Consider the following 21,194-nt stretch of genomic DNA (forward strand, 5'->3'; position numbering starts at 1 on the left):
ATTATTCTCCCGTTCGCGCGCAACGGCGCGCTTCGTGATTGCAGGATGAGAGGAGGATCTGGCGACGGATCCGCATCACATGCGGATCCGGATGCCGGCGGTGGCACTGAGGTCGCGATAGCCCTGGCCGAACTTGACGCCGCCGCCAGCCTGGAATTCCAGGCGTTGGCTGCGCAGCGCGGCGCGAAGGTCCAGCTGGCCGGTGTTCTTGCGGGCCGCCGCACCGCTGGTCTCGAACCATTCGTTGGCGGCGTTGGCGAAGCTCGCCCGTACCGTCCGTGCCGGATCGAAATCATGCACCCAGGCGCCGCGCAGCGTCGTCACCAGGGTGAGCTGGTTGGACAGCTGCGCCTGGCCCGAAACGTTCGTGCCCAGGAAGGTGCGCGTACGGTTCAGCTGCTTCTCGGCGAACGCAAGGCCGAAGGCACCCGCACCGCCGCCGGCGACGCCGGACGTCTCGCTGTACGCCGGCAGCTTCAGGCGGGTGTACTCCACCGCACCATAGGGCTGGAACTGCACCGGCCCCGCCCCGAAGTGACGACCCAGTTGCACCCGGCTGGACCAGGCATGCATCTCGTAGTCGCCATAGGCGTTGAGGCTGCCCTTGCCCGGTGCCGACAGGAACCGGGTGTGGCGCGCATCGACACCGCTGTAGAGCAGCGAGCCGCTGAGCGTCCACGCGCCCGGTGCATAGCCGGCATAGACGCCGCCGCTGACCACCGCTGCCCGGCCCGAGGTGCTGAGCGCGGAGACGGCGAACGTCTCGCGGTCATAGCCCAGGGTGGCACCCACCAGCGTATCCGCCGAAGGGCGATAGTCCCAGCCGCCCTGCACCGCCAGCCCATGGCCGCGCATGTCGTGCGCGCCCTGGGTGCCGTTCTGGTGCTGGTTGCCGCCCTTCATCGCGATCCACAGTGCCCCCAGCCGCTCCGAGCGATACGGCGCCGCGAACGGACCGACGCGCATGCTGACCTGGCCATCGGCCAGTTCGTGTGCGCCTGCGATCCCGGCCAGTGCGGCGGTCTGTGCCGCCGTGGTGCCCTCGCCGGTCAGGCTGTCGTAGATCGGTGCCAGCGACGCGACGGTCGGCAGCGCGAACAGCGCCTCCGCCGTCGGTGCGAAGGCCGCGGTCGGCGTCGCCTGGATGCGGTTGAGCACGCCGCCGATCTGCGCCTGCCGGGCGGAGAGCCCTGCCGGAGCGAAATCGATGGTGGTGCGCAGCGCCTGGCGGTTGGCCGTCGGATAGGCGAGCTCGAACTTGGCGATCGCCGAGTTCGGCGCCACCAGCTTCACGCTTTGCCCGCCGATCACGCTGCCCGCTGCATCGATCAGCGCCATGTCGTGGCTGCCGGTCGCCGCAAAGCCGAAGTTCTGCAGGTTCAGCATCACCGTGCCGTTGAGCACCGCCGCGCCCGTGACCGAGAGATGGTCGGCGGTGTTCGTCTTGAAGTCGACATCTGCATTGAAGATGCTGGTCGACGCCAGCGTCAGGCCGCCGCTGATCGCCAGATCGGCAACATCCCCCATCGTGCCCGGATTGATCACGCCGGAGTTGAGGAAGCTGCCCGCTCCCACGTTCACCGTCGGACCCGCCAGGAACACGCCCCCTTCGACGTTGGTGAAGCTGTTGTTGCCTGCACCAAGATCGACCGAGCCCTGGATGACGCCGGCATTGACGATGCGGTTGTTGCCGCCCTCGGCGAAGATCACCATGCCGCTCTTGCCGTCCGCCGTGGAAAGCGTGCCGGCCGTGCGGATGCTGTTGTCCCCGCCGCCGAGCAGCAACAGCGCATGGCCGCCGGTGCCGCCGACAAGCTTCACCGCGCCGATGTCGAGCACGACCGGCGCCGCACCGGTGCCGCCCGAGCTTTCCACCTTCAGCGCCGTGCCGCCGGCCCCGGTCGCGCCGATATCGGCGTTGACCGTCAGCTTCGCCGGTGCGCCTGCACCATTGCCCTGGAGCGTGCCGAGGCTGTCGCCGCCATTGGCACCGCCGCCGCCGATCGACTGGATCACCACGCCGTTGGCGTTGGCGCCGGTGGCGAGCACCGCTGCGCCGATGGTGATATCCATGGCGCCACCGTCGCCGGTGCCACCGATCGCCTGTGCGGTTGCCAGCGCCCGGATCCCGTCCTGCGCCGCCTGACCATTCGCCACCGGCCGCGCAAACGGCTGGGTGGTGATCGCCTGGGGCACGCCGGCGGCATCCACCGCCACCGCAGCCCCGCCGCCGCCGCCGATCGACTGGACGATCAGCGCCGTGGCGCCTGCACCGGTGGTGCGGATCGTGCCGTTGGTGACGAGCTTGATCGCGCCGCCATTGCCGCTCGCGCCGTTCGCCGCGCCAGTGACGAGCGGTGCCGCCACCGCCGCGCCGACGCTGCTGACGAAGCCGCCGCCGCCGCCGATCGACTGGACGACAAGGCCCGCCGCGCCGATCCCGCTGGTCTGGATGTTCGCGTCGAGGGTGAAGTCGATCGCGCCGCCCGAACCATTGCCGCCGCCGAGCCGCAGCCCGCTGAGCGCGCCGGTGCCGCCGGCATTGTCGATGCCGGCATAGCCGCCGCCGCCGCCGATCGACTGGAGCACCACGCCGTTGGCGCCCGCCCCCGTCGTGATGACATTGGCCTTCTGCGTCAGCGTGATGTTGCCGCCATTGCCCGACGCGCCGCCGGCCGCCAGCGTGATGCCGCCCGCCCCGATCTTGGCGCCCATTTCCGAGGTGAAGCCGGTGACGCCGCCGCCGCCGCCGATCGACTGGACGACCAGGCCCGAGGCGAGCTTGCCTTCGGTCTGGATCGCGCCGGTCGCGGTGGTGAAGGTCACGTCGCCGCCATTCGCCGCCGCACGCTGCGAACCGCCGACCTGGAGCGACAGCGCATTGAGTGCGCCATCGGCCTTGCCGACCGCAAGCATGCCGTCGCCGCCGCCACCGCCGATCGACTGGGCGAGCAGGCCGATGGCGCTGTTGCCCTTGGTCGCGATCGCCGCGGTGTTGGCGATGGTCACGGCCTGGCCGTTGCCCGCCGCCGCGCCGCTGGCGCCGATGCGGGTGGCCCAGATTGCGTCGCCGGCGCCCAGATGGACGTCGCCGGTCACGCCTTCCATGCCGCCGCCGCCGCCGATTGACTGGGCCGAGAAGCCAACGGCGCCGGCACCCAGCGTCAGGATCGCGTTGGCGTTGGTGACCTGGACGACATTGCCGTCACCGGTGACCGCGCCGTCGCTACCGAGCGCGAGCGTGAGACCGCCCGCGCCGACTTCCAGCGGATCCGGCACGGAGATGGCCGCATTGCCGCCGCCGCCGCCGATCGCCTGCGCCAGCACGCCATAGGACAGCGCACCCGCGCTCTGGATTGCGCCGCCGGAGAGGTTGACGACCACCTTGCCCTGCTTGCCGGCAATGCCGTCCGCCTGGGCACCGAGGCGCAGGTCGACATTGTCGAACCGCCCGGCCTGGGCCGAGATGGCGAAGGCCGACTGGCCGCCGCCGCCCGCGATCGACTGGGCGAGCACGCCCACCGAGTCGTCCTTGAGCGTGACGATATTGCCGATCGAGGTGACCGTGACGTCGCCGCCGTCGCCACCCTTGCCGCCGGTGCTGCCGACCTTGTTGCCGAGCGTACCGCCGGAGACGCCGAGCGCCCCCGAAAAGCCGCCGGCACCGCCGCCGCCGCCGATCGACTGGGCAAGCACGCCCACCGAGGCCGCCCCCTCGACGACGATGTCGCCGCTGTTGGTGACGGTGATGACGCCGCCATTGCCGCCGTCGCCGCCGCTGCCGCCGACCGCCGAGGTGAGGCCGCCGGCGCCGGTGCCGAGCGCGCCCGCCACTGCCATGCCGGCCACACCGCCGCCGCCGCCCACCGACTGGGCGAACACGCCGTAGGACAGGTCGCCCTTGGCATTGATCACGCCGCTATTGGCGATCGTGATCGTGCCGCCGTCGCCGCCCGCGCCGCCGCTGCCGCCCAGGCTGCTCGCCGTGGTCGAACCGCCGCTGCCCGAACCGGCGACCGACAGGCCACCCAGGCCGCCGCCGCCGCCGATCGACTGGGCGAACACGCCCATCGAATTGGCGCCGAGCACCTGTACCACGCCGCTATTGTCAAGCCGGATTGCGCCGCCGTTGCCGCCACCGGCACCCGCACCGCCGACGCTCTGGGCGATCGACCCGCCGCTGCCGACGGTGAGGCCACCGGCGAAGCCGCCGGCACCGCCGCCGCCGCCCACCGACTGGGCGAACACCGCGACCGAACCCAGGCCCTTGGCGAGCACGTTGCCCGCATTGGCGAGCGTGAGCAGCCCGCCATTGCCGCCACCTGCACCCGCACCGGCGCCGAGGCGCTGCTCGACCGCACCGCCGGCCGAGAGCGCGCCGCCGATGGCGAAGCCACCCTTGCCGCCGCCGCCGCCGACCGACTGCGCGAACACGCCGTACGCCAGCTGGCCATCGACGATGACCGTCGCGCCCTTGGCATTGGTGAGGCTGATCGCGCCGCCATCGCCGCCCGCGCCGCCGGCCCCGCCCAGCGTGTTGGACACGCTGGAGACGCCACCGCTTGCCGAGAGGGCGAAGCCGCCGGCACCGCCGCCGCCGCCGATCGACTGGGCGAACACGCCCGCGCCGTTGTCGCCCGCCGCATGGATCTGGCCGGTGTTGGCCAGGGTCAGCGCGCCGCCGACGCTGGCGCTGCCGCCGGCCGCACCGATCGTCGAGGCGAAGCTGCTGCCGCCCGAGCCGGTCAGGTTGCCGGCAAAGCCGCCGGCACCGCCGCCGCCGCCCACCGACTGGGCGAACACGGCGATCGCGCCCGCGCCGAGCGTCTCGATGGAACCGTCGTTGGTCAGGCGGATCGTGCCGCCCTGGCCACCGCCGCCGCCGGCTCCCGCACCGACGGACGAAGTCACATCGCCGTCCACCGCCACGGCACCGCCGGCCGCGAAGCCGCCCTTGCCGCCGCCACCGCCCACCGACTGGGCGAACACCGCATAGGCGAGCGCACCCTGGGTCTGGATCGCGCCGGCTGCGCTGTTGGTGATGGTGATGTCGCCGCCGAGCCCGCCGTCCCCGCCGGTGCCACCCAGCACCTGCGACGCCGCACCCAGCCGCGAGCCCGTGCCGCCGACCGCGAAGCCGCCGGTACCGCCGCCGCCGCCCACCGACTGGGCGAACAATGCCGTCGCGTTGGCGCCGGTCGTGGCGATCAGGCCGCCATTGTCGAGCGTGATCGCGCCGCCGGCACCACCCGCGCCACCGGCACCGCCGATGCTGTCCGAGGTCGCGCCGCCTTCGGCCGTGATCCCGCCGCCAGCCGCGAAGCCGCCGGCACCGCCGCCGCCGCCCACCGATTGGGCGAATACCGCCAGCGATCCGTCACCGATGGTGCCGATCGTGCCGAGATTGGAGAGCGCCACCGCGCCGCCAATGCCGCCGCCGGCACCCGTGCCCGCACCGACCGAAGACGTGGTATCGCCGCTCACCGTCAGCGCGCCGCCGGCCGCGAAGCCGCCCTGGCCGCCGCCCGCGCCCACCGACTGGGCGAAGACGGCGTACGCGAGCGCGCCCTTGGTCAGCACCTGGCCGCCGGCCGCGTTGGCGAGCGACACTGCGCCGCCATCGCCGCCCGCGCCACCTTCACCGCCGACCACGCTGGAGGCCGCGCCGGTCTGGCCACCGGCCGCACCGACCGAGAAGCCACCCTTGCCGCCGCCGCCGCCCACCGACTGGGCGAAGATCGCGGTGGCGTTGGCGCCCTCGGTCTGGACCAGGCCGCCATTGGTGATGTCGATCACGCCACCGGCACCGCCGGCGCCGCCTGCGCCGCCGATCGTCTCGGAGGCCGCACCGCCCTTGGCCGTGAGGCCGCCACCGGCCGCGAAGCCACCAGCACCGCCGCCGCCACCGATCGACTGGGCGAACACGCCCACCGATCCGTCGCCGAGCGTGCCGATCGCGCCGAGGCTCGACAGCGTCACCGCGCCGCCGATGCCGCCGCCGGCACCGCTACCGGCACCGATCGTCGACGTCGCGTCGCCGCTTGCCGCCAGCGCACCGCCGGCCGTGAAGCCACCGGCGCCACCGCCGCCGCCCACCGACTGGGCGAACACCGCGAACGCCATGCTGCCCTTGGTCAGCACCGAACCGCCAGCCGCATTGGCGAGCGTCACCGCCCCGCCATCGCCGCCCTTGTCGCCCGAGCCGCCGACCACATTCGACACGGCACCGGCCTCGCCACCGGCCGCGCCGACCGAGAAGCCGCCCTTGCCGCCACCGCCGCCGACCGACTGCGCGAAGATCGCCGTCGCATTGGCGCCTTCGGTCTGGATCATGCCGCCATTGGTGATGTCGACCAGGCCGCCGGCGCCACCGGCACCACCGGCCCCGCCGATCGTCTGCGACGCGGCCGCGCCCTTGAGGGTAAGGCCGCCGCCGGCCGCGAAGCCACCGGCACCGCCGCCGCCACCCACCGACTGGGCGAACACCGCCACCGATCCGTCACCCACCGTGGCGATCGTGCCGAGGCTCGACAGCGTCACCGCGCCGCCGATGCCGCCGCCGGCACCCTTGCCCGCACCGATGGTCGAGGTCGCGTCGCCGCTCACCGTCAGCGCGCCGCCGGCCGTGAAGCCGCCCGCACCGCCGCCGCCGCCGACCGACTGCGCGAACACCGCGAAGGACATGGCGCCCTTGGTCAGAACCTGGCCGCCGATCGCGTTGGCGAGCGACACCGCGCCGCCATCGCCGCCCGCGCCGCCTTCACCGCCGACCACGCTGGAGGCCGCACCGGCCTCACCGCCGGCAGCGCCGACCGAGAAGCCACCCTTGCCGCCTCCGCCGCCCACCGACTGGGCGAAGATCGCCATCGCATTGGCGCCTTCGGTCTGGACCACGCCACCATTGGTGATGCCGACCACGCCACCCGCGCCGCCAGCACCGCCGGCGCCGCCGATCGTCTCGGAGGCCGCGCTACCCTTGGCCGTGAGGCCGCCACCGGCCGCGAAGCCACCGGCGCCGCCGCCGCCACCGACGGACTGGGCGAACACGCCCACCGATCCGTCGCCGAGCGTACCGATCGCACCCAGGCTCGACAGTGTCACCGCGCCACCGATGCCGCCGCCGGCACCGCTGCCCGCGCCGATCGTCGACGTCACGTCGCCGCTCGCCGCCAGCGCTCCGCCAGCCGTGAAGCCACCGGCGCCACCGCCGCCGCCCACCGACTGCACGAACACCGCGAACGCCATCGTACCCTTGGTCACCACGGCGCCACCGGCCGCATTGGCGAGCGTCACCGCGCCGCCGTCGCCGCCACTGCCACCCGAGCCGCCGACTACGTTCGACACGGCACCGGCCTCGCCGCCGGCCGCGCCGACCGAGAAGCCGCCCTTGCCGCCGCCGCCGCCGACCGACTGCGCGAAGATCGCCGTCGCATTGGCGCCTTCGGTCTGCACCTGGCCGCCATTGGTGATGTCGACCAGGCCGCCCGCGCCACCGGCACCACCGGCCCCGCCGATCGTCTGCGACGCGGCCGCGCCCTTGAGGGTAAGGCCGCCGCCGGCCGCGAAGCCACCGGCACCGCCGCCGCCACCCACCGACTGGGCAAACACTGCTACCGCGCCGTCACCGGCCGTGCCGATCGAACCGTCGCTGTGGACCGACACCAGGCCGCCCTTGCCGCCGCCGGCGCCGGAACCGGCACCGATCGTCGACGTGGCGTCGCCTTCCAGCGCCAGCGCGCCACCGGCGGTAAAGCCGCCCGCACCGCCGCCGCCGCCGACCGACTGGGCGAACACCGCGTAGGACAGTGCCCCCAGCGTCGCGACCGAGCCGGTGCTGCCATTGGCGATTGTCACATCGCCGCCGTCACCGCCAGCACCGCCCGAGCCGCCGACCTGCGAGGAGGCGCTCTTCGCCTGGGACGCGCTCGCGCCCACGGCAAAGCCGCCCTTGCCGCCGCCGCCGCCCACCGACTGGGCGAAGATCGCGCCGGTATTCGCGCCCTCGGTCTGGACATGGCCGTTGGTGGTGATGCTGACCTTGCCACCGGCGCCGCCAGCGCCACCCGAACCGCCGACCGCGTCGGAAGCCGAGCCGCCCTGCGCGGCCAGGCCTGCGCCCGCCGCGAAGCCGCCGGCACCGCCGCCGCCGCCCACGGACTGGGCGAACACCGCCATCGCACCGATGCCGCTGGTGGCGATCGTGCCCTGATTGTCGAGCGACACGAGGCCGCCTGCACCGCCGCCTGCGCCGACTCCGCCGCCGACGCTCGATTCCGCATCGCCGGTCAGGCCGATGGCGCCGCCGGCCGCGAAGCCGCCCTTGCCGCCGCCGCCGCCGACCGACTGCGCATAGACGCCGTACGCCAGCGCGCCCGCGGTGGTGATCGTGCCGGTGCCGTTGGCCACCGTCACATCGCCGCCCGCGCCGCCGCCACCGCCGGTGCCGCCGACCGCGCTCGAGGCGCTGTCGGTCTTGGCACCCGCCGCGCCGACCGAGAAGCCGCCGGCACCGCCGCCGCCGCCGATCGACTGGGCGAAGATCGCCGTCGCGTTGGCGCCCTGGGTACCGATCGAGCCGGTCGAGCTGACCGACACCACGCCGCCGCTGCCGGCGCCGGCGCCCGCGCCGCCGACCGAGTCGGAGGCCACGCCGCCCTGCGCGCTGATGCCTCCGCCGACCGCGAAGCCGCCATGGCCGCCGCCGCCGCCCACCGACTGGGCGAACACCGCCATCGCGTTGTCGCCGGCCGTCAGCAAGGAACCGCCATTGGTGATGGCGATCGCGCCGCCCGCACCACCGCCGCCACCGGCACCCGCGCCGACGCCCGACTTGACGTCGCCGTCAAGGCCTAGCGCGCCGCCGGCCGCGAAGCCGCCGGCACCGCCACCGCCACCGATCGACTGGGCATAGAGTGCATTGGAGAAGGCGCCCGCCGTCTGGATCGTGCCGCCTGCGGCATTGTCGATCGTCACGTCGCCGCCGGCACCCGCCGCGCCGCCATCGCCGCCGACCAGGTTCGAGGCCGCATCGGCCTTGCCGCCGGCCGCACCGGCTGAGAAGCCGCCGACGCCGCCGCCGCCGCCTACCGACTGGGCGAAAACCGCCGTCGCATTGGCGCCCAGCGTCTGGACGATGCCGGCATTGCTGATCGCGACGAGACCGCCGGTGCCGCCACCGGCACCGCTGCCGCCGATCGCATTGCTCGCCGCGCCGCCCTTGGCGGTGAGACCGCCCGAGACCGCGAAGCCGCCGCTGCCGCCGCCGCCGCCGACCGACTGGGCCAGGATCGCCAGCGCATTGTCGCCTTCGGTGCCCACGGCACCGGCATTGGTGATCGTCACCGCGCCGGACGAACCGCCCGCGCCGCCCGAGCCTGCGCCAACCTTGGAACTTGCCTTGCCGTCGAGTGCCAGCCCAGCGCCGACCGAGAAGCCGCCGGCACCGCCGCCGCCTCCGATCGACTGCGCCTGGATGGCGATCGCCATCGCGCCGTGCGTCACGATCGTCGAGGCCGCGGTGTTGGTGAGCGTCACGTCGCCCGCCGAACCCGCCGCGCCGCCGTCGCCGCCGACATTGTCGCTCGCCGCGCCTCCCTTGGAAAGTGCGCCGCCGACCGCGAAGGCGCCCTTGCCGCCGCCGCCGCCGATCGACTGGAGCAGCACCGCCGTGGCGTTCGCGCCCTCGGTGAGGATCGTGCCGTCGTTGACCAGCGACACCTTGCCCGCCGAGCCGCCGCTGCCCGCACCGCCGCCGATCGCGTTGGAAAGGGTCGAGGCCGTGCCCCCGCCGATGCCGCCGCCGGCCGCGAAGCCGCCCGCGCCGCCGCCGCCGCCGATCGATTGGGCGAACACCGCCGTCGCGCCGATGCCGCTCGTCTGGATGCCGCTATAGTTGTTGACGCTGACGTCGTTGCCGTTGCCGGCCGCACCGCCGGCGCCGCCGCCGATGGCGGACTTCGCGCCGTCGTTCAGCGACAGGGCACCGCCCGCCGCGAAGCCGCCGGCACCGCCGCCGCCACCGATCGATTGGGCGAATACCGCATAGCCGAAGCGCCCGGTGGTCACGACCGTGCCAATCGCACCGTTCGCCACTTCCACCGCGCCGGCGTTGCCGCCCGCGCCGCCCGAACCGCCAACCGTGTCGCTGGCCGCCGCCGCCTTCGAGGCGCCCGCGCCGAGCGAGAAGCCGCCCGCACCGCCGCCGCCGCCGATCGACTGGGCGATGATCGCCACCGAACGATCGCCGTTCACCAGCACGTCGCCATTATTGACGACCTTGACCGCCGACGCGTCGCCGCCGACGCCGCCGGCGCCGCCCAGGCTGTTGTTTACCGCCTTGCTGGTCGAGGAGATGGTGAACGAGCCGGCAAAGCCGCCCTGCCCGCCGCCGCCGCCGATCGACTGCGCGACGATGCCGTTCGAGGCCGCCGCGAAGGTGTAGACCGATCCGGCGTTCATCACCGTGACCTTGCCGGCATTCTGGCCGGTACCGCCCGCACCGCCCGTGGCGCTGGACGCGGCGTTCTCGCCGAGCGCCAGCGTGCCGGAGGCCGCGAAGCCGCCTGCGCCGCCGCCGCCGCCCACCGACTGGGCGAGAATGCCCGCGGAAAGGGCGCCGTGCGTCTGCACCAGCGCGCTGTTCTGCACCGAGACATCGGCACCCACGCCGCCATCGCCACCGGCACCACCGGTCACGTCGGACGCGCCCGCGCCGTTCGACGCGAAGGATGCGCCGATCGCGAAGCCGCCGACACCGCCGCCGCCGCCGATCGACTGGGCGACCACCGCCGCCGAATTGTTGCCGAGCGTGCCGATCGCGCCGCTGAGCACCAGCGACACGGCGCCCGCATCGGATCCGATGCCGCCATTGCCGCCGACCGAACTGTTCGCCGAGCCGCCGCCCGCCGCTGCCGACAGGCTGCCCGAGAAGCCGCCCGCACCGCCGCCGCCGCCGATCGACTGCGCCAGCACCGCGTTGGAGGCGTCGCCGCGCGTCAGGATCTCGCCGCGCGCGGTGACCGAGACCGCGCCGGCCGCATTGCCCGCGCCGCCGCTGCCGCCGACGCTGTCCGAAGCGCCCGAACCCTTGGTCGCGATCGCGCCGGTGACCGAGAAGCCGCCCGCGCCGCCGCCGCCGCCGATCGACTGGGCGACGATGCCGCGGCTGTGATCGCCGAGCACTTCGATATTGCCCAGCTGGGTGACGGTAACCGCCTCGCCCTTGCCGGCCGAGCCGCCGGCGCCGCCGGTCGAGCTGGATACCGCGTCCGCGCCGGCCAGCGCTGCGCCGGCCGAGACGGAGAAGCCGCCCTGGCCGCCGCCGCCGCCGATCGACTGCGCGGTGACTGCCGCCGCGTTTGCGCCGTGCGTGCGAATGTCGCCGGTATTTTCGACCGCGACCGTATCGGCGTCGCCCGCCGAGCCGCCCGCGCCGCCGCCGACGCTGGAATTGGCCGCGCCCTTGACGCTGAGCGCACCGCCCACGCCGAAGCCGCCCGAACCGCCGCCGCCGCCGATCGACTGCGCCAGCAGCGCGCCCGACTGGTCGCCGAAGGTCTCGATGCCGCCGGTGTGGGTCACCGCCACCGCGCCGGCGTTGCCAGCCGAGCCGCCGCCGCCGCCCGTGCTTTCCGACGAGGTGCCGCCCTGCGAGGACAGCGCTGCGCCGACCGCGAAGCCGCCAGCACCGCCGCCGCCGCCCACCGACTGGGCGATGATCGCGCTAGAGGCCAGCCCCTTGGTGATGATGTCACCGGTCACCGACACCGCAACGGAGTCGGCATTGCCCGAGGAACCGCCGGCGCCGCCGCCGGTCGCCGAGCTGGCGTCGCCGGAGACCGAGGCACCCGCACCGACCGCGAAGCCGCCGGCACCGCCGCCGCCGCCCACCGACTGGGCGAACACGCCGCGTGCATGGGCGCCGTCCGTCTGGATGTCGCCTTCGACGCTGACCTCGACCTTGCCGGCATTGCCCGACGAACCGCCGGCCCCGCCGGTCGAATCCGAAGACGCGCCGCCATCCGACGACAGCGCCGCCGAGACCGAGAAGCCGCCGACGCCGCCGCCGCCGCCCACCGACTGGGCGAGCACGCCATTGGCGCTATCCCCCTTGGTGACGACGACGCCCTTCTGGGTAACGGTCACGTCCGAAGCGCTGCCCGCCGCACCGCCGGCGCCGCCGCCGACGCTCGATTTGGCATCGGCCTTGAGCGACGCCCCCGCGCCGACCGCGAAGCCGCCGACGCCGCCGCCGCCGCCCACCGATTGGGCGAAGATGCCGTTGGCCTGCACGCCTTCGGTGCGAATGCCGCCCGTGTGTCCGATCGTGACGCTGGAGGCGCTGCCGCCCGCGCCGCCGGCGCCACCGACGCTCGCGCTCGCCGCACCGCCGTCGGAAGAGAGGCCTGCGCCCACGGCGAAGCCGCCGACGCCGCCGCCACCACCCACCGACTGGGCAAAGATGCCAGCCGCGTTGAAGCCCTTGGTGGTGAACACGCCGTTCGCGGTGACGCTGACCGCGCCCGAATCGCCGCCGGTGCCGCCACCGCCGCCGCCGACCGTCGATTCCGCTGCGCCGCTGATCGCGGCGCCAAGACCGACGGCAAAGCCGCCCGAGCCGCCGCCGCCGCCGATCGACTGGGCGAGGATCGCGTTGGCGAGCACGCCCACCGTGGCGATGTCGCCGGACTGCACGACGGTCACGTCACCCGAGGTGCCGCCGATACCGCCTTCGCCACCGACGCTGCTGCTGGAGGCAGCGCCCTTGGACGAGAAGGCCGCGCCGACCGAGAAGCCGCCCGAGCCGCCGCCGCCGCCCACCGACTGGGCGAAGATGCCGTTGGCGCTGACGCCGCTGGTGAGGATCGCGCCGTTCTGCGTGACCGAAACGGCCGCCGCAGTGTTGCCGGCACCGCCGCCGCCCCCGCCGACCTTGGATTCCGCGTCGCTTTCGAGGCTGAAGCCCAGGCCGACCGCGAAGCCGCCCTTGCCGCCGCCGCCGCCCACCGATTGGGCGAAGATGCCGTTGGCGCTGTCGCCCAGCGTCGAGATGCCGCCGCTGCGATCGATCGTGACGGTGCTGCCGCGCCCACCGGCACCGCCGCTGCCGCCGGTCGTCTCGTTCGCCGCCGATCCCTTGGACGAGAAGTCCGCGCCGACCGCGAAGCCGCCCGAACCGCCGCCGCCGCCCACCGACTGGGCGAACACGCCATTGGCCGAGCTGCCCTTGGTGACGATCACGCCGCTGCCGGCCACGTCGACCGCGCCGGCATTGCCGCCGCCGCCGCCCGCGCCGCCGCCGACCGAGGAGCTGGAATCGCCCTCGAGGCTGAAGCCCGCGCCGACCGAGAAGCCGCCGTTGCCGCCGCCGCCGCCCACGGACTGGGCGAAGATGCCGTGCGACAGGCGTCCGCTGGTGCCGATATCGCCATTGACCGTGACGGAGACGTCGCCGGCATCGCCGCCGCCCGCACCCGCACCGCCGACGCTGCTCGACGCCGCGCCGCCCTTGGAGCTGAAGCCTGCGCCGACCGAGAAGCCGCCCGAACCGCCGCCGCCGCCGACCGACTGAGCGAACACGCCCGCCGCATCGTCGCCGCCGGTCACGATCGTGCCGGCCTGCGCGACGGTGACGTTCGCGCCGTTACCGGCGGTGCCGCCGCCGCCGCCGCCGACCGACGACTTGGTATCGCCCTCGAGCGACGCGCCAAAGCCGACCGCAAAACCGCCCTTGCCGCCGCCGCCGCCGATCGACTGGGCGAGGATGCCCGCCGCATTCGCGCCGCTGGTGCCGATAGCGCCGCTGAGATCGACCAGTACCGTGCCGGCATTGCCGGCGCCGCCGCCATTGCCGCCGACGCTGTCGCTCGCCGATTCATTCTTGGTCGAGAAGGCCGCGCCGACCGAGAAGCCGCCGCTGCCGCCGCCGCCGCCCACCGACTGGGCGAACACGCCGTTCGCGTCCGCGCCCTCGGTGAGTATCACGCCCGCGCCCCGCACCGCAACGTTGCCGGCATCCGAACCGGTACCGCCACCGCCGCCGCCGACCGAGGATTCCGCCTTGCCTTCCAGCGAGATGCCGGCGCCCGCACTGAACCCGCCGGTACCGCCGCCGCCGCCGATCGACTGGGCAAGCACGCCGTTCGCGGCCGCGCCGCGGGTGTGGATGTCGCTCGCCGCATCGACCTGAACCGCGCCCGCGATCGAGCCGCCGCCGCCGGCACCGCCGACGGATGACGAGGTCGTGTCGCCCTGGCTGGAGAAGCCGAGGCCGACGGCGAAGCCACCATTGCCGCCACCGCCGCCGATCGACTGCGCGAAGATGCCGTTGGCGGTTGCGCCGTCGGTAGAGATCGCGCCGCTGGTGGTGACGCGAACGTCGCCGGCAACGCCGCCGAGCGAGCCCGCGCCGCCGCCGACCTTGGATTCCGAATTGCCCTTGACCGAGAAGCCCGCGCCGACCGCAAAACCGCCCGAGCCGCCGCCGCCGCCCACCGACTGGGCGAAGACGCCGTTCGCATTCTTGCCCTTGGTGGTGATGCCGTTCCGCGCAGAGACCGTGACGCTGCCGGCATCGCCGCCCGAGCCGCCGCCACCGCCGACGCTGTCGCTCGCGGCATCGCCTTCGGAGCTGAACGACGCGCTCACGGTGAAACCACCCGAACCGCCGCCGCCGCCCACCGACTGCGCGAGCACGCCGTTGGCCGCATCGCCCAGCGTGGTGATCAGACCGGTCGTGTCGACCTGCACCGCATCCGCCTGGCCCGCAGCACCGCCGGCGCCGCCGCCCACCGAGGAGCTCGCATTCTTCTTGATCGAAACCGCGGCGCCGACGGCAAAGCCGCCATTGCCGCCACCGCCGCCCACCGACTGGGCGAAGATGCCGTTTGCCGTCGCGCCCACGGTCGCGATCTGGCCGGTGTTGCTCACGCTCACGGTCGAGGCATTGCCCGCCGCGCCGCCGCCGCCGCCGACCTGGTTCGAGGTCGCATCGTCATCGGCCGAGAAGGCGCCGCCCACCGCGAAGCCACCCGAACCGCCGCCGCCGCCCACCGACTGGGCGAAGATGCCATTGGCACCTACACCGCGCGTAACCACCGAATAGCCGGCGATCGCCGGGGTCGCCCCGGTGTCGGCCTGCACGGTCACCGCCGCGGCGTCATTGCCGCTGCCACCATTGCCGCCGATGCCCTGGGTATCGGCGCTGCCCTTCATCGAGACGCCGAGCGCAACCGAGAAGCCGCCCGAGCCGCCGCCGCCGCCCACCGACTGGGCGAAGATGCCGTTGGAGAGGTTGCCGCTGGTCTGCACCGTGCCCGTGCTGGCAAGATCAACCGTACCGGCCATGCCGCCGCTGCCGCCAGTGCCGCCTTCGTTGCGGCCGATCGACTGGCCCTTCATCGTCGCGCTGAGCGTCAGACTGAAACCGCCATTGCCGCCACCGCCCCCGATCGACTGGGCCTGGATGCCGGCCGCGTTGTCGCCGAAGGTGGCGACATTCCCGATCGAGGCGAGCTGGACATTGCCCGCCGCATTGCCGCTGCCGCCAGAACCGCCGATCCCGACGCCCACCGCATTGCCCTGCGACGCCGAAAGCGCGCCGGCGAAACCGCCATTGCCGCCGCCGCCGCCGACCGACTGGGCGAACAGGCCGACCGCCGCCGCGCCGCTGGTCACGATATCGCCGGTGCTGCCCAGATGGACATTGCCCGCAGTCGCGCCCAGGCCGCCCTTGCCGCCGACTGCGATCGCCGCGGACAGGCCGTTGCCGCTCGCCGTCAGCGAGCCGGAGATCGCAAATCCGCCATTGCCGCCGCCGCCGCCCAGCGACTGGGCGAGGATACCATAGGCCATGGCGCCCGCGGTCTGGATCGCGCCGGTCGAATCGACCGAAACTGCGCTGCCCTTGCCGCCATTGCCGCCGGCACCGCCCAGTGCGAGCGCCGGCGCCGCATATTGCGCCCCGGAGATCGCGACCGAGAAGCCGCCGTTGCCGCCGCCGCCGCCGAGCGACTGGGCGAGAATACCGTTGGAGAGCGCGCCCAAGGTCTGGATCGCGCCGCTGTTGGTGAGGATGACGCTGCCCGCGTCGCTGCCCCTGCCGGCACCGCCGCCGAAGGAAAGCGACGCCGCGCCATATTGGGCGCCCGCCGCGCTTGCCGCGAAGCCGCCATTGCCGCCGCCGCCGCCGATCGACTGCGCGAACAGGCCGTTCGACTGCGCGCCCATCGTGCCGATTGGGCCGATCGAAGCGAGGCTGACATTGCCCGCCGCGCCGCCGCCGCCGCCCGCGCCGCCAAAGGCAAGGCCCACCGCGCCATATTGGCCGCCGGCAGCACTTGCCGACCAGCCGCCATTGCCGCCGCCACCACCAATCGACTGAACCTGCGCGCCTGCGCTGAAGTCGCCACGCGTGAGGATGCCACCGCTATTGGTCAGGCTTGCGCTGCCCGCACGTGCGCCATTGCCGGCCGATCCGCCGAAGCTGAGCGACGCCGCGCCATATTGCGCGCCCGACGCGCTGACCGAGAAACCGCCATTGCCGCCGCCGCCGCCGACCGACTGGGCGAACAGGCCCTGCGCATTGCTGCCGTCGGTCTGGACCACGCCGGTCGAAGCGAGCGTTACGTTGCCCGCCGTGCCGCCGCTGCCGCCCGATCCGCCAAAGCTCAGCGACACCGCGCCGAACTGCGCGCCCGAGGCGCTGATCGCGAAGCCGCCATTGCCGCCGCCGCCACCGATCGACTGCGCACGCACGCCGGTGGCGAAGTCGCCGGACGAGGAGAGGTCGCCGGCGGACTGCACGCCGACGTTCGAAGCGGTGCCGCCCGCACCGCCCTTGCCGCCCATCGAAGCGCTAAGGGCGCCGAATTGGCCCCCCGCGATCGAGATAGCAAAGCCGCCATTGCCGCCGCCGCCGCCCAGCGACTGCGCGAAGATCGCATCGGCATTGGCGCCGTTTGTCTTGATGTTGCCCGTCGAGGCGAGCGCGACTGCGCCGGCCGCGCCGCCATTGCCGCCCGAACCGCCGAAGCTCAGCGCGGCGCCGCCGCCCTGACCGCCCGCGGCGGTGATCGTGCCGCCGCCATTGCCACCGCCGCCGCCCAGCGACTGGGCGAAAAGCCCCTGCGAGCTGGCCCCGTTCGTCGTGACGTCGCCCTGGCTGTTTAGCGTGACTGCGCTCGCCGACCCACCATTGCCGCCGCCGCCGCCGAACGCGAGCGAGACGCCGCCAGCCCAGCCGCCGCTGGCCGAAAGCGCCATGCCGCCATTGCCGCCGCCGCCGCCTACCGACTGCGCAAGAATGCCGGCCGCCGAGACGCCGTTCGTCGCAATGCTGCCCGCCGAATCCACCCGTACGGTGTCGCCGCGGCCGCCATTGGCACCGCTACCGCCCATCGCAAGCGCCGCCGCGCCGATGCCGCCGCCGGCAAGGCTGGCGGCAAAACCGCCATTGCCGCCGCCGCCGCCGACCGACTGGGCGAGAATGCCGTAGGACAGGCTTCCATTGGTGTGGATGCCGCCATTGTTGCCGACGATCACCGCCGCGCCGCTGCCGCCATTGGCGCCGCTGCCGCCGAACGCGGCCGAAATACCGCCGGCGCCGCCGCCTGCCGCGGAGACCGCGAAGCCGCCATTACCGCCGCCGCCGCCTACCGACTGGGCGAAGATACCCTTGGCGTCGAGCCCGTCGGTGGACAATGGGCCTTGGGACGAGACCGTGACGATGCCGGCCTTGCCGCCATTGCCGCCGCCACCGCCAAAGGTGAAGGCCGCGCCGGCAACGCCGCCGCCCGCCAGGCCAACTGCAAAGCCGCCATTGCCGCCGCCCCCGCCGATGCTCTCGGCGAAGATCGCGTCGGACTGCGAGCCCTTGGTAGCGATCGTACCGACCGAGGCGACGTTGACGGCCGCACCGTCCGATCCGGCACCGCCGACGCCGCCGAAGGTGCTGGTGACCGCACCCAGGCCCCCCAGGCCGGCGCTGGCAGCAAAGCCGCCATTGCCGCCGCCGCCGCCCACCGACTGGGCGAAGATGCCGCGCGACTGATCGTCGCCCGTGGTGATGTCGGTCGAGCTGTTGATCGTCACCAGATTGCCGGCACCGCCGACGCCGCCGGCACCGCCATAGCTCATCGTCATCGCGCCGCCGAGCGACGCATTCGCGGCGACCGAGAAGCCGCCATTGCCGCCGCCGCCGCCTACCGAGCTCGCGAAGATGCCGTTGGAGAGCTTGCCTTCGGTCGAGATCGTGCCCTGCAGGCCGATCACCACCTTGTCGGCGCTGCCGCCCGCGCCGCCGGAACCGCCGAACGACATCGACGCCGATGCGCCGATTCCAACCGAGGACGAAATTGCGAAGCCGCCATTACCGCCGCCGCCACCCACCGACTGGGCGAACAGGCCGGTCGAACGGTCGCCAAACGTCTGGATATAAGCCGCGCCCGCGCTGGAGGAAGCGACTGAGCAGCTGGGGTCCGTGTTGACGCAGACCGCACCTGCCGCGCCACCGCCGCCGCCGGAACCACCAAAGGCCGCGCTGACGAAAGCACCGGCCGAAACGGCGCCGCCGCCGTTGCCGCCGCCGCCGCCGATCGACTGTGCGAAAATGCCGATCGCGTCGTCGCCCGAGGTCGAGACGAGACCGGTCTGGTTGACGTTGACCTTGCCGCCGACGCCACCGTCGCCGCCTGCGCCGCCGATCGCGAGCACGCCGCCGCTGGTGCCGCCATTGCCGCCGCCGCCGCCCACGGACTGGGCGATGATGCCAAGCGCGTTCTTGCCGCTGGTGGTGATCGTGCCGCTGTTTGCCACGCTGACCGCGCCGCCCGCACCGCCGCCGCCGCCGCTGCCGCCGATCGAAATTAGACCCGACGAGGTGCCGCCATTGCCGCCGCCGCCGCCGATCGACTGCGCGACGATGCCGGTGGAATTGATGCCGCGCGTGAAGATCGCGCCGGAGTTGTTGACGGCGACCGTGCCGCCCGGGCTGGTGCCCGCGCCACTGCCGCCAATGCCGACGATCCCACCACCGCTGCCGCCGTTGCCGCCGCCGCCGCCAACCGATTGCGCGAAGATGCCGCGCGCGTCGTTGCCGCGTGTACGCAGTTCCCCGGCGTTGGACACCGAAACAAGGCCGCCGCGTCCGCCGCTGCCGCCGCTGCCGCCTAGTGCAGCAAGGCCTGCCGCGCCCGAGCCGTTGCCGCCGCCGCCACCCACCGACTGCGCGAAGACTGCGTCGGCCCAGTCCTTGTTGGTGGTGATCGATCCGGCGCCGGATTGCGTCACGTTGACGCTACCGCCATCGCCGCCCCCGGCTCCGGAACCACCCAGCGATACGAGGCCGCCCGTGCCCGATGCGGACCCGCCGCCACCGCCGACCGACTGCGCGAAGATGCCCTTGCCGTCGATGCCATTGGTGACGATCGTCGCGCCGGTATTAACCGTCACGGTGCCACCATTGCCGCCGCCTGCGCCGCCGCCGCCGAGGCTCGCGAGCCCGGCGGTGACGCCGGCGCTGCCGCCGCCGCCGCCGATCGACTGCGCCATGATCCCGTAGGAACCCAGGCCGTCGGTCTGAACATAAGCGCCGTCTGCGGCGGTAATGCTCACCGTCCCCGCGTTGCTGCCCTGGCTGCCGGTGCTGCCAAGCGCGATGGCCCCGGCGGTGACACCGCCATTGCCGCCGCCGCCGCCCACCGATTGCGCGAACAGGCCGTGCGAATAATCGCCCTGGGTCCAGGTCGAGGAGCTGCTGCCGGCCGTGATGATGGCCGTGCCGCCGGCACCGCCCGCGCCGCCGTTGCTGCCGCTGGCGAACAGGCCGCCGCCGCCGCCGCCGTCGCCGCCCGAGCCTCCGATGGATTGTGCGTAAACGCCGTGCGAACCGACGCCGCTCGTCTGGACCGCGCCGTTCTGATTGACCTGGGCGTTGCCGCCAATGCCACCGAAGCTGCCGCCGCCTGCCGACGCGACGATGCCCAGGCTGCCGCCGCCGTTGCCGGCGGAGCCACCCAGGCTCTGTGCGTAGATGCCGACCGAGCCGTCGCCTGCCGTGGCGACCTGGCCGTTATTGGTTGCCGTCGCATTGCCGCCGCGCCCCGGCGAACCGCCGCCGCTGCCGCCGCTCGACAGGAAGCCGCTGCCGCCGTTGCCGCCCTTGCCGCTCGAGCTCGTGACAAGGATGCCGTAGCTCTTGGTGCCGTCGGTGGTGACCTTGGCGTTGCTGGTGAAATCGACATTGCCGCCCACGCCGGCCGTCCCGCCGCGGCCGCCGTTCGATCCGAGATAGCCGTTGCCGCCCTTGCCGCCATCGCCGCCGATGCTCTGGACGATCACGCCGGCGGTGTTGTCGCTATGCGAGACGATGTCCCCGTAGCTCGTATTCAGCGTCTGGTTGACCGCGCCGCCGTTTGCGCCCCCGCCGCCGTTGCCGGCCTTGATGAACAGCGCGCCGATATGGCCGTTGCCGCCATTGCCGCCGCGGGAGACGTACCGATACAGGTGCTCGCCGGTGCCACCGGAGGGAAAGCTGACCGGATTCGCGCTTGTCGCGTCGGTCGCAGGCGCGATGGACGTCACGATATCGGTCTTGCTGACGTTGCCGTCGGCTGCGTTGGTGAGGTCCACGGCGGTGGTGCGGCCGTTGCTGTCGAGCGTCACGGCCGTGACGGTGTAGTTGGTGGTGCCGCTGTCGTCGGTGACGCTGAACGTCTGGCCGACCTGATTCGCGACGACGATCACGTTGTTCTGGTCCGTCGTCACCATCATCGGCGGCTGGACTTCGGTGACGGTCTCGTAGAGTCCAGTAGCCGGATTAAGCACCTGCGATCCGACCGGCGGCAGCACGATCGCGGGAGGCGGCGCAGGTGTTGGCGTCGGTGCTGGAGACGGCGTGGGCGTCGACTGCGCCGCTGCGGCAGGAGCCGATGCATAGCCGCTCAACATGAGGGCCGCCGCAACGGCTGCGACCGACGTGCCCGAGCGCCAAGACTTGACGACCGCCGTACGTCCGAAGAGCGCTTCGGACGACCCACCAACTACTGCTACCACGGTATTCCCCCAACTCGGCGGGCGCGGCCCATGAGGGCACAGGCCATCCCCGACGGGGCGACCACGCACACGCCTAGATCGTCTCGGCTACGCCGCGCGCGTTGCACGCGCGGCGTAAATCTCGAGTTCTCAATGCTTTATAG

1 protein-coding gene is annotated in these 21,194 nt (G+C 73.4%); it reads right to left on the reverse strand.

The genetic code is table 11. The features are described from left to right. Positions 1-75 precede the first annotated feature (75 nt). Positions 76-21,051 (reverse strand): autotransporter outer membrane beta-barrel domain-containing protein, encoded by a 20,976-nt coding sequence (locus tag RT655_RS17765; RefSeq protein ID WP_313539405.1) that lies wholly within the window; start codon positions 21,049-21,051, stop codon positions 76-78. Positions 21,052-21,194: the final 143 nt, after the last annotated feature.

Source organism: Sphingomonas sp. (genome assembly GCF_032114135.1).
In the GTDB taxonomy this organism is placed as follows: Bacteria; Pseudomonadota; Alphaproteobacteria; order Sphingomonadales; family Sphingomonadaceae; genus Sphingomonas.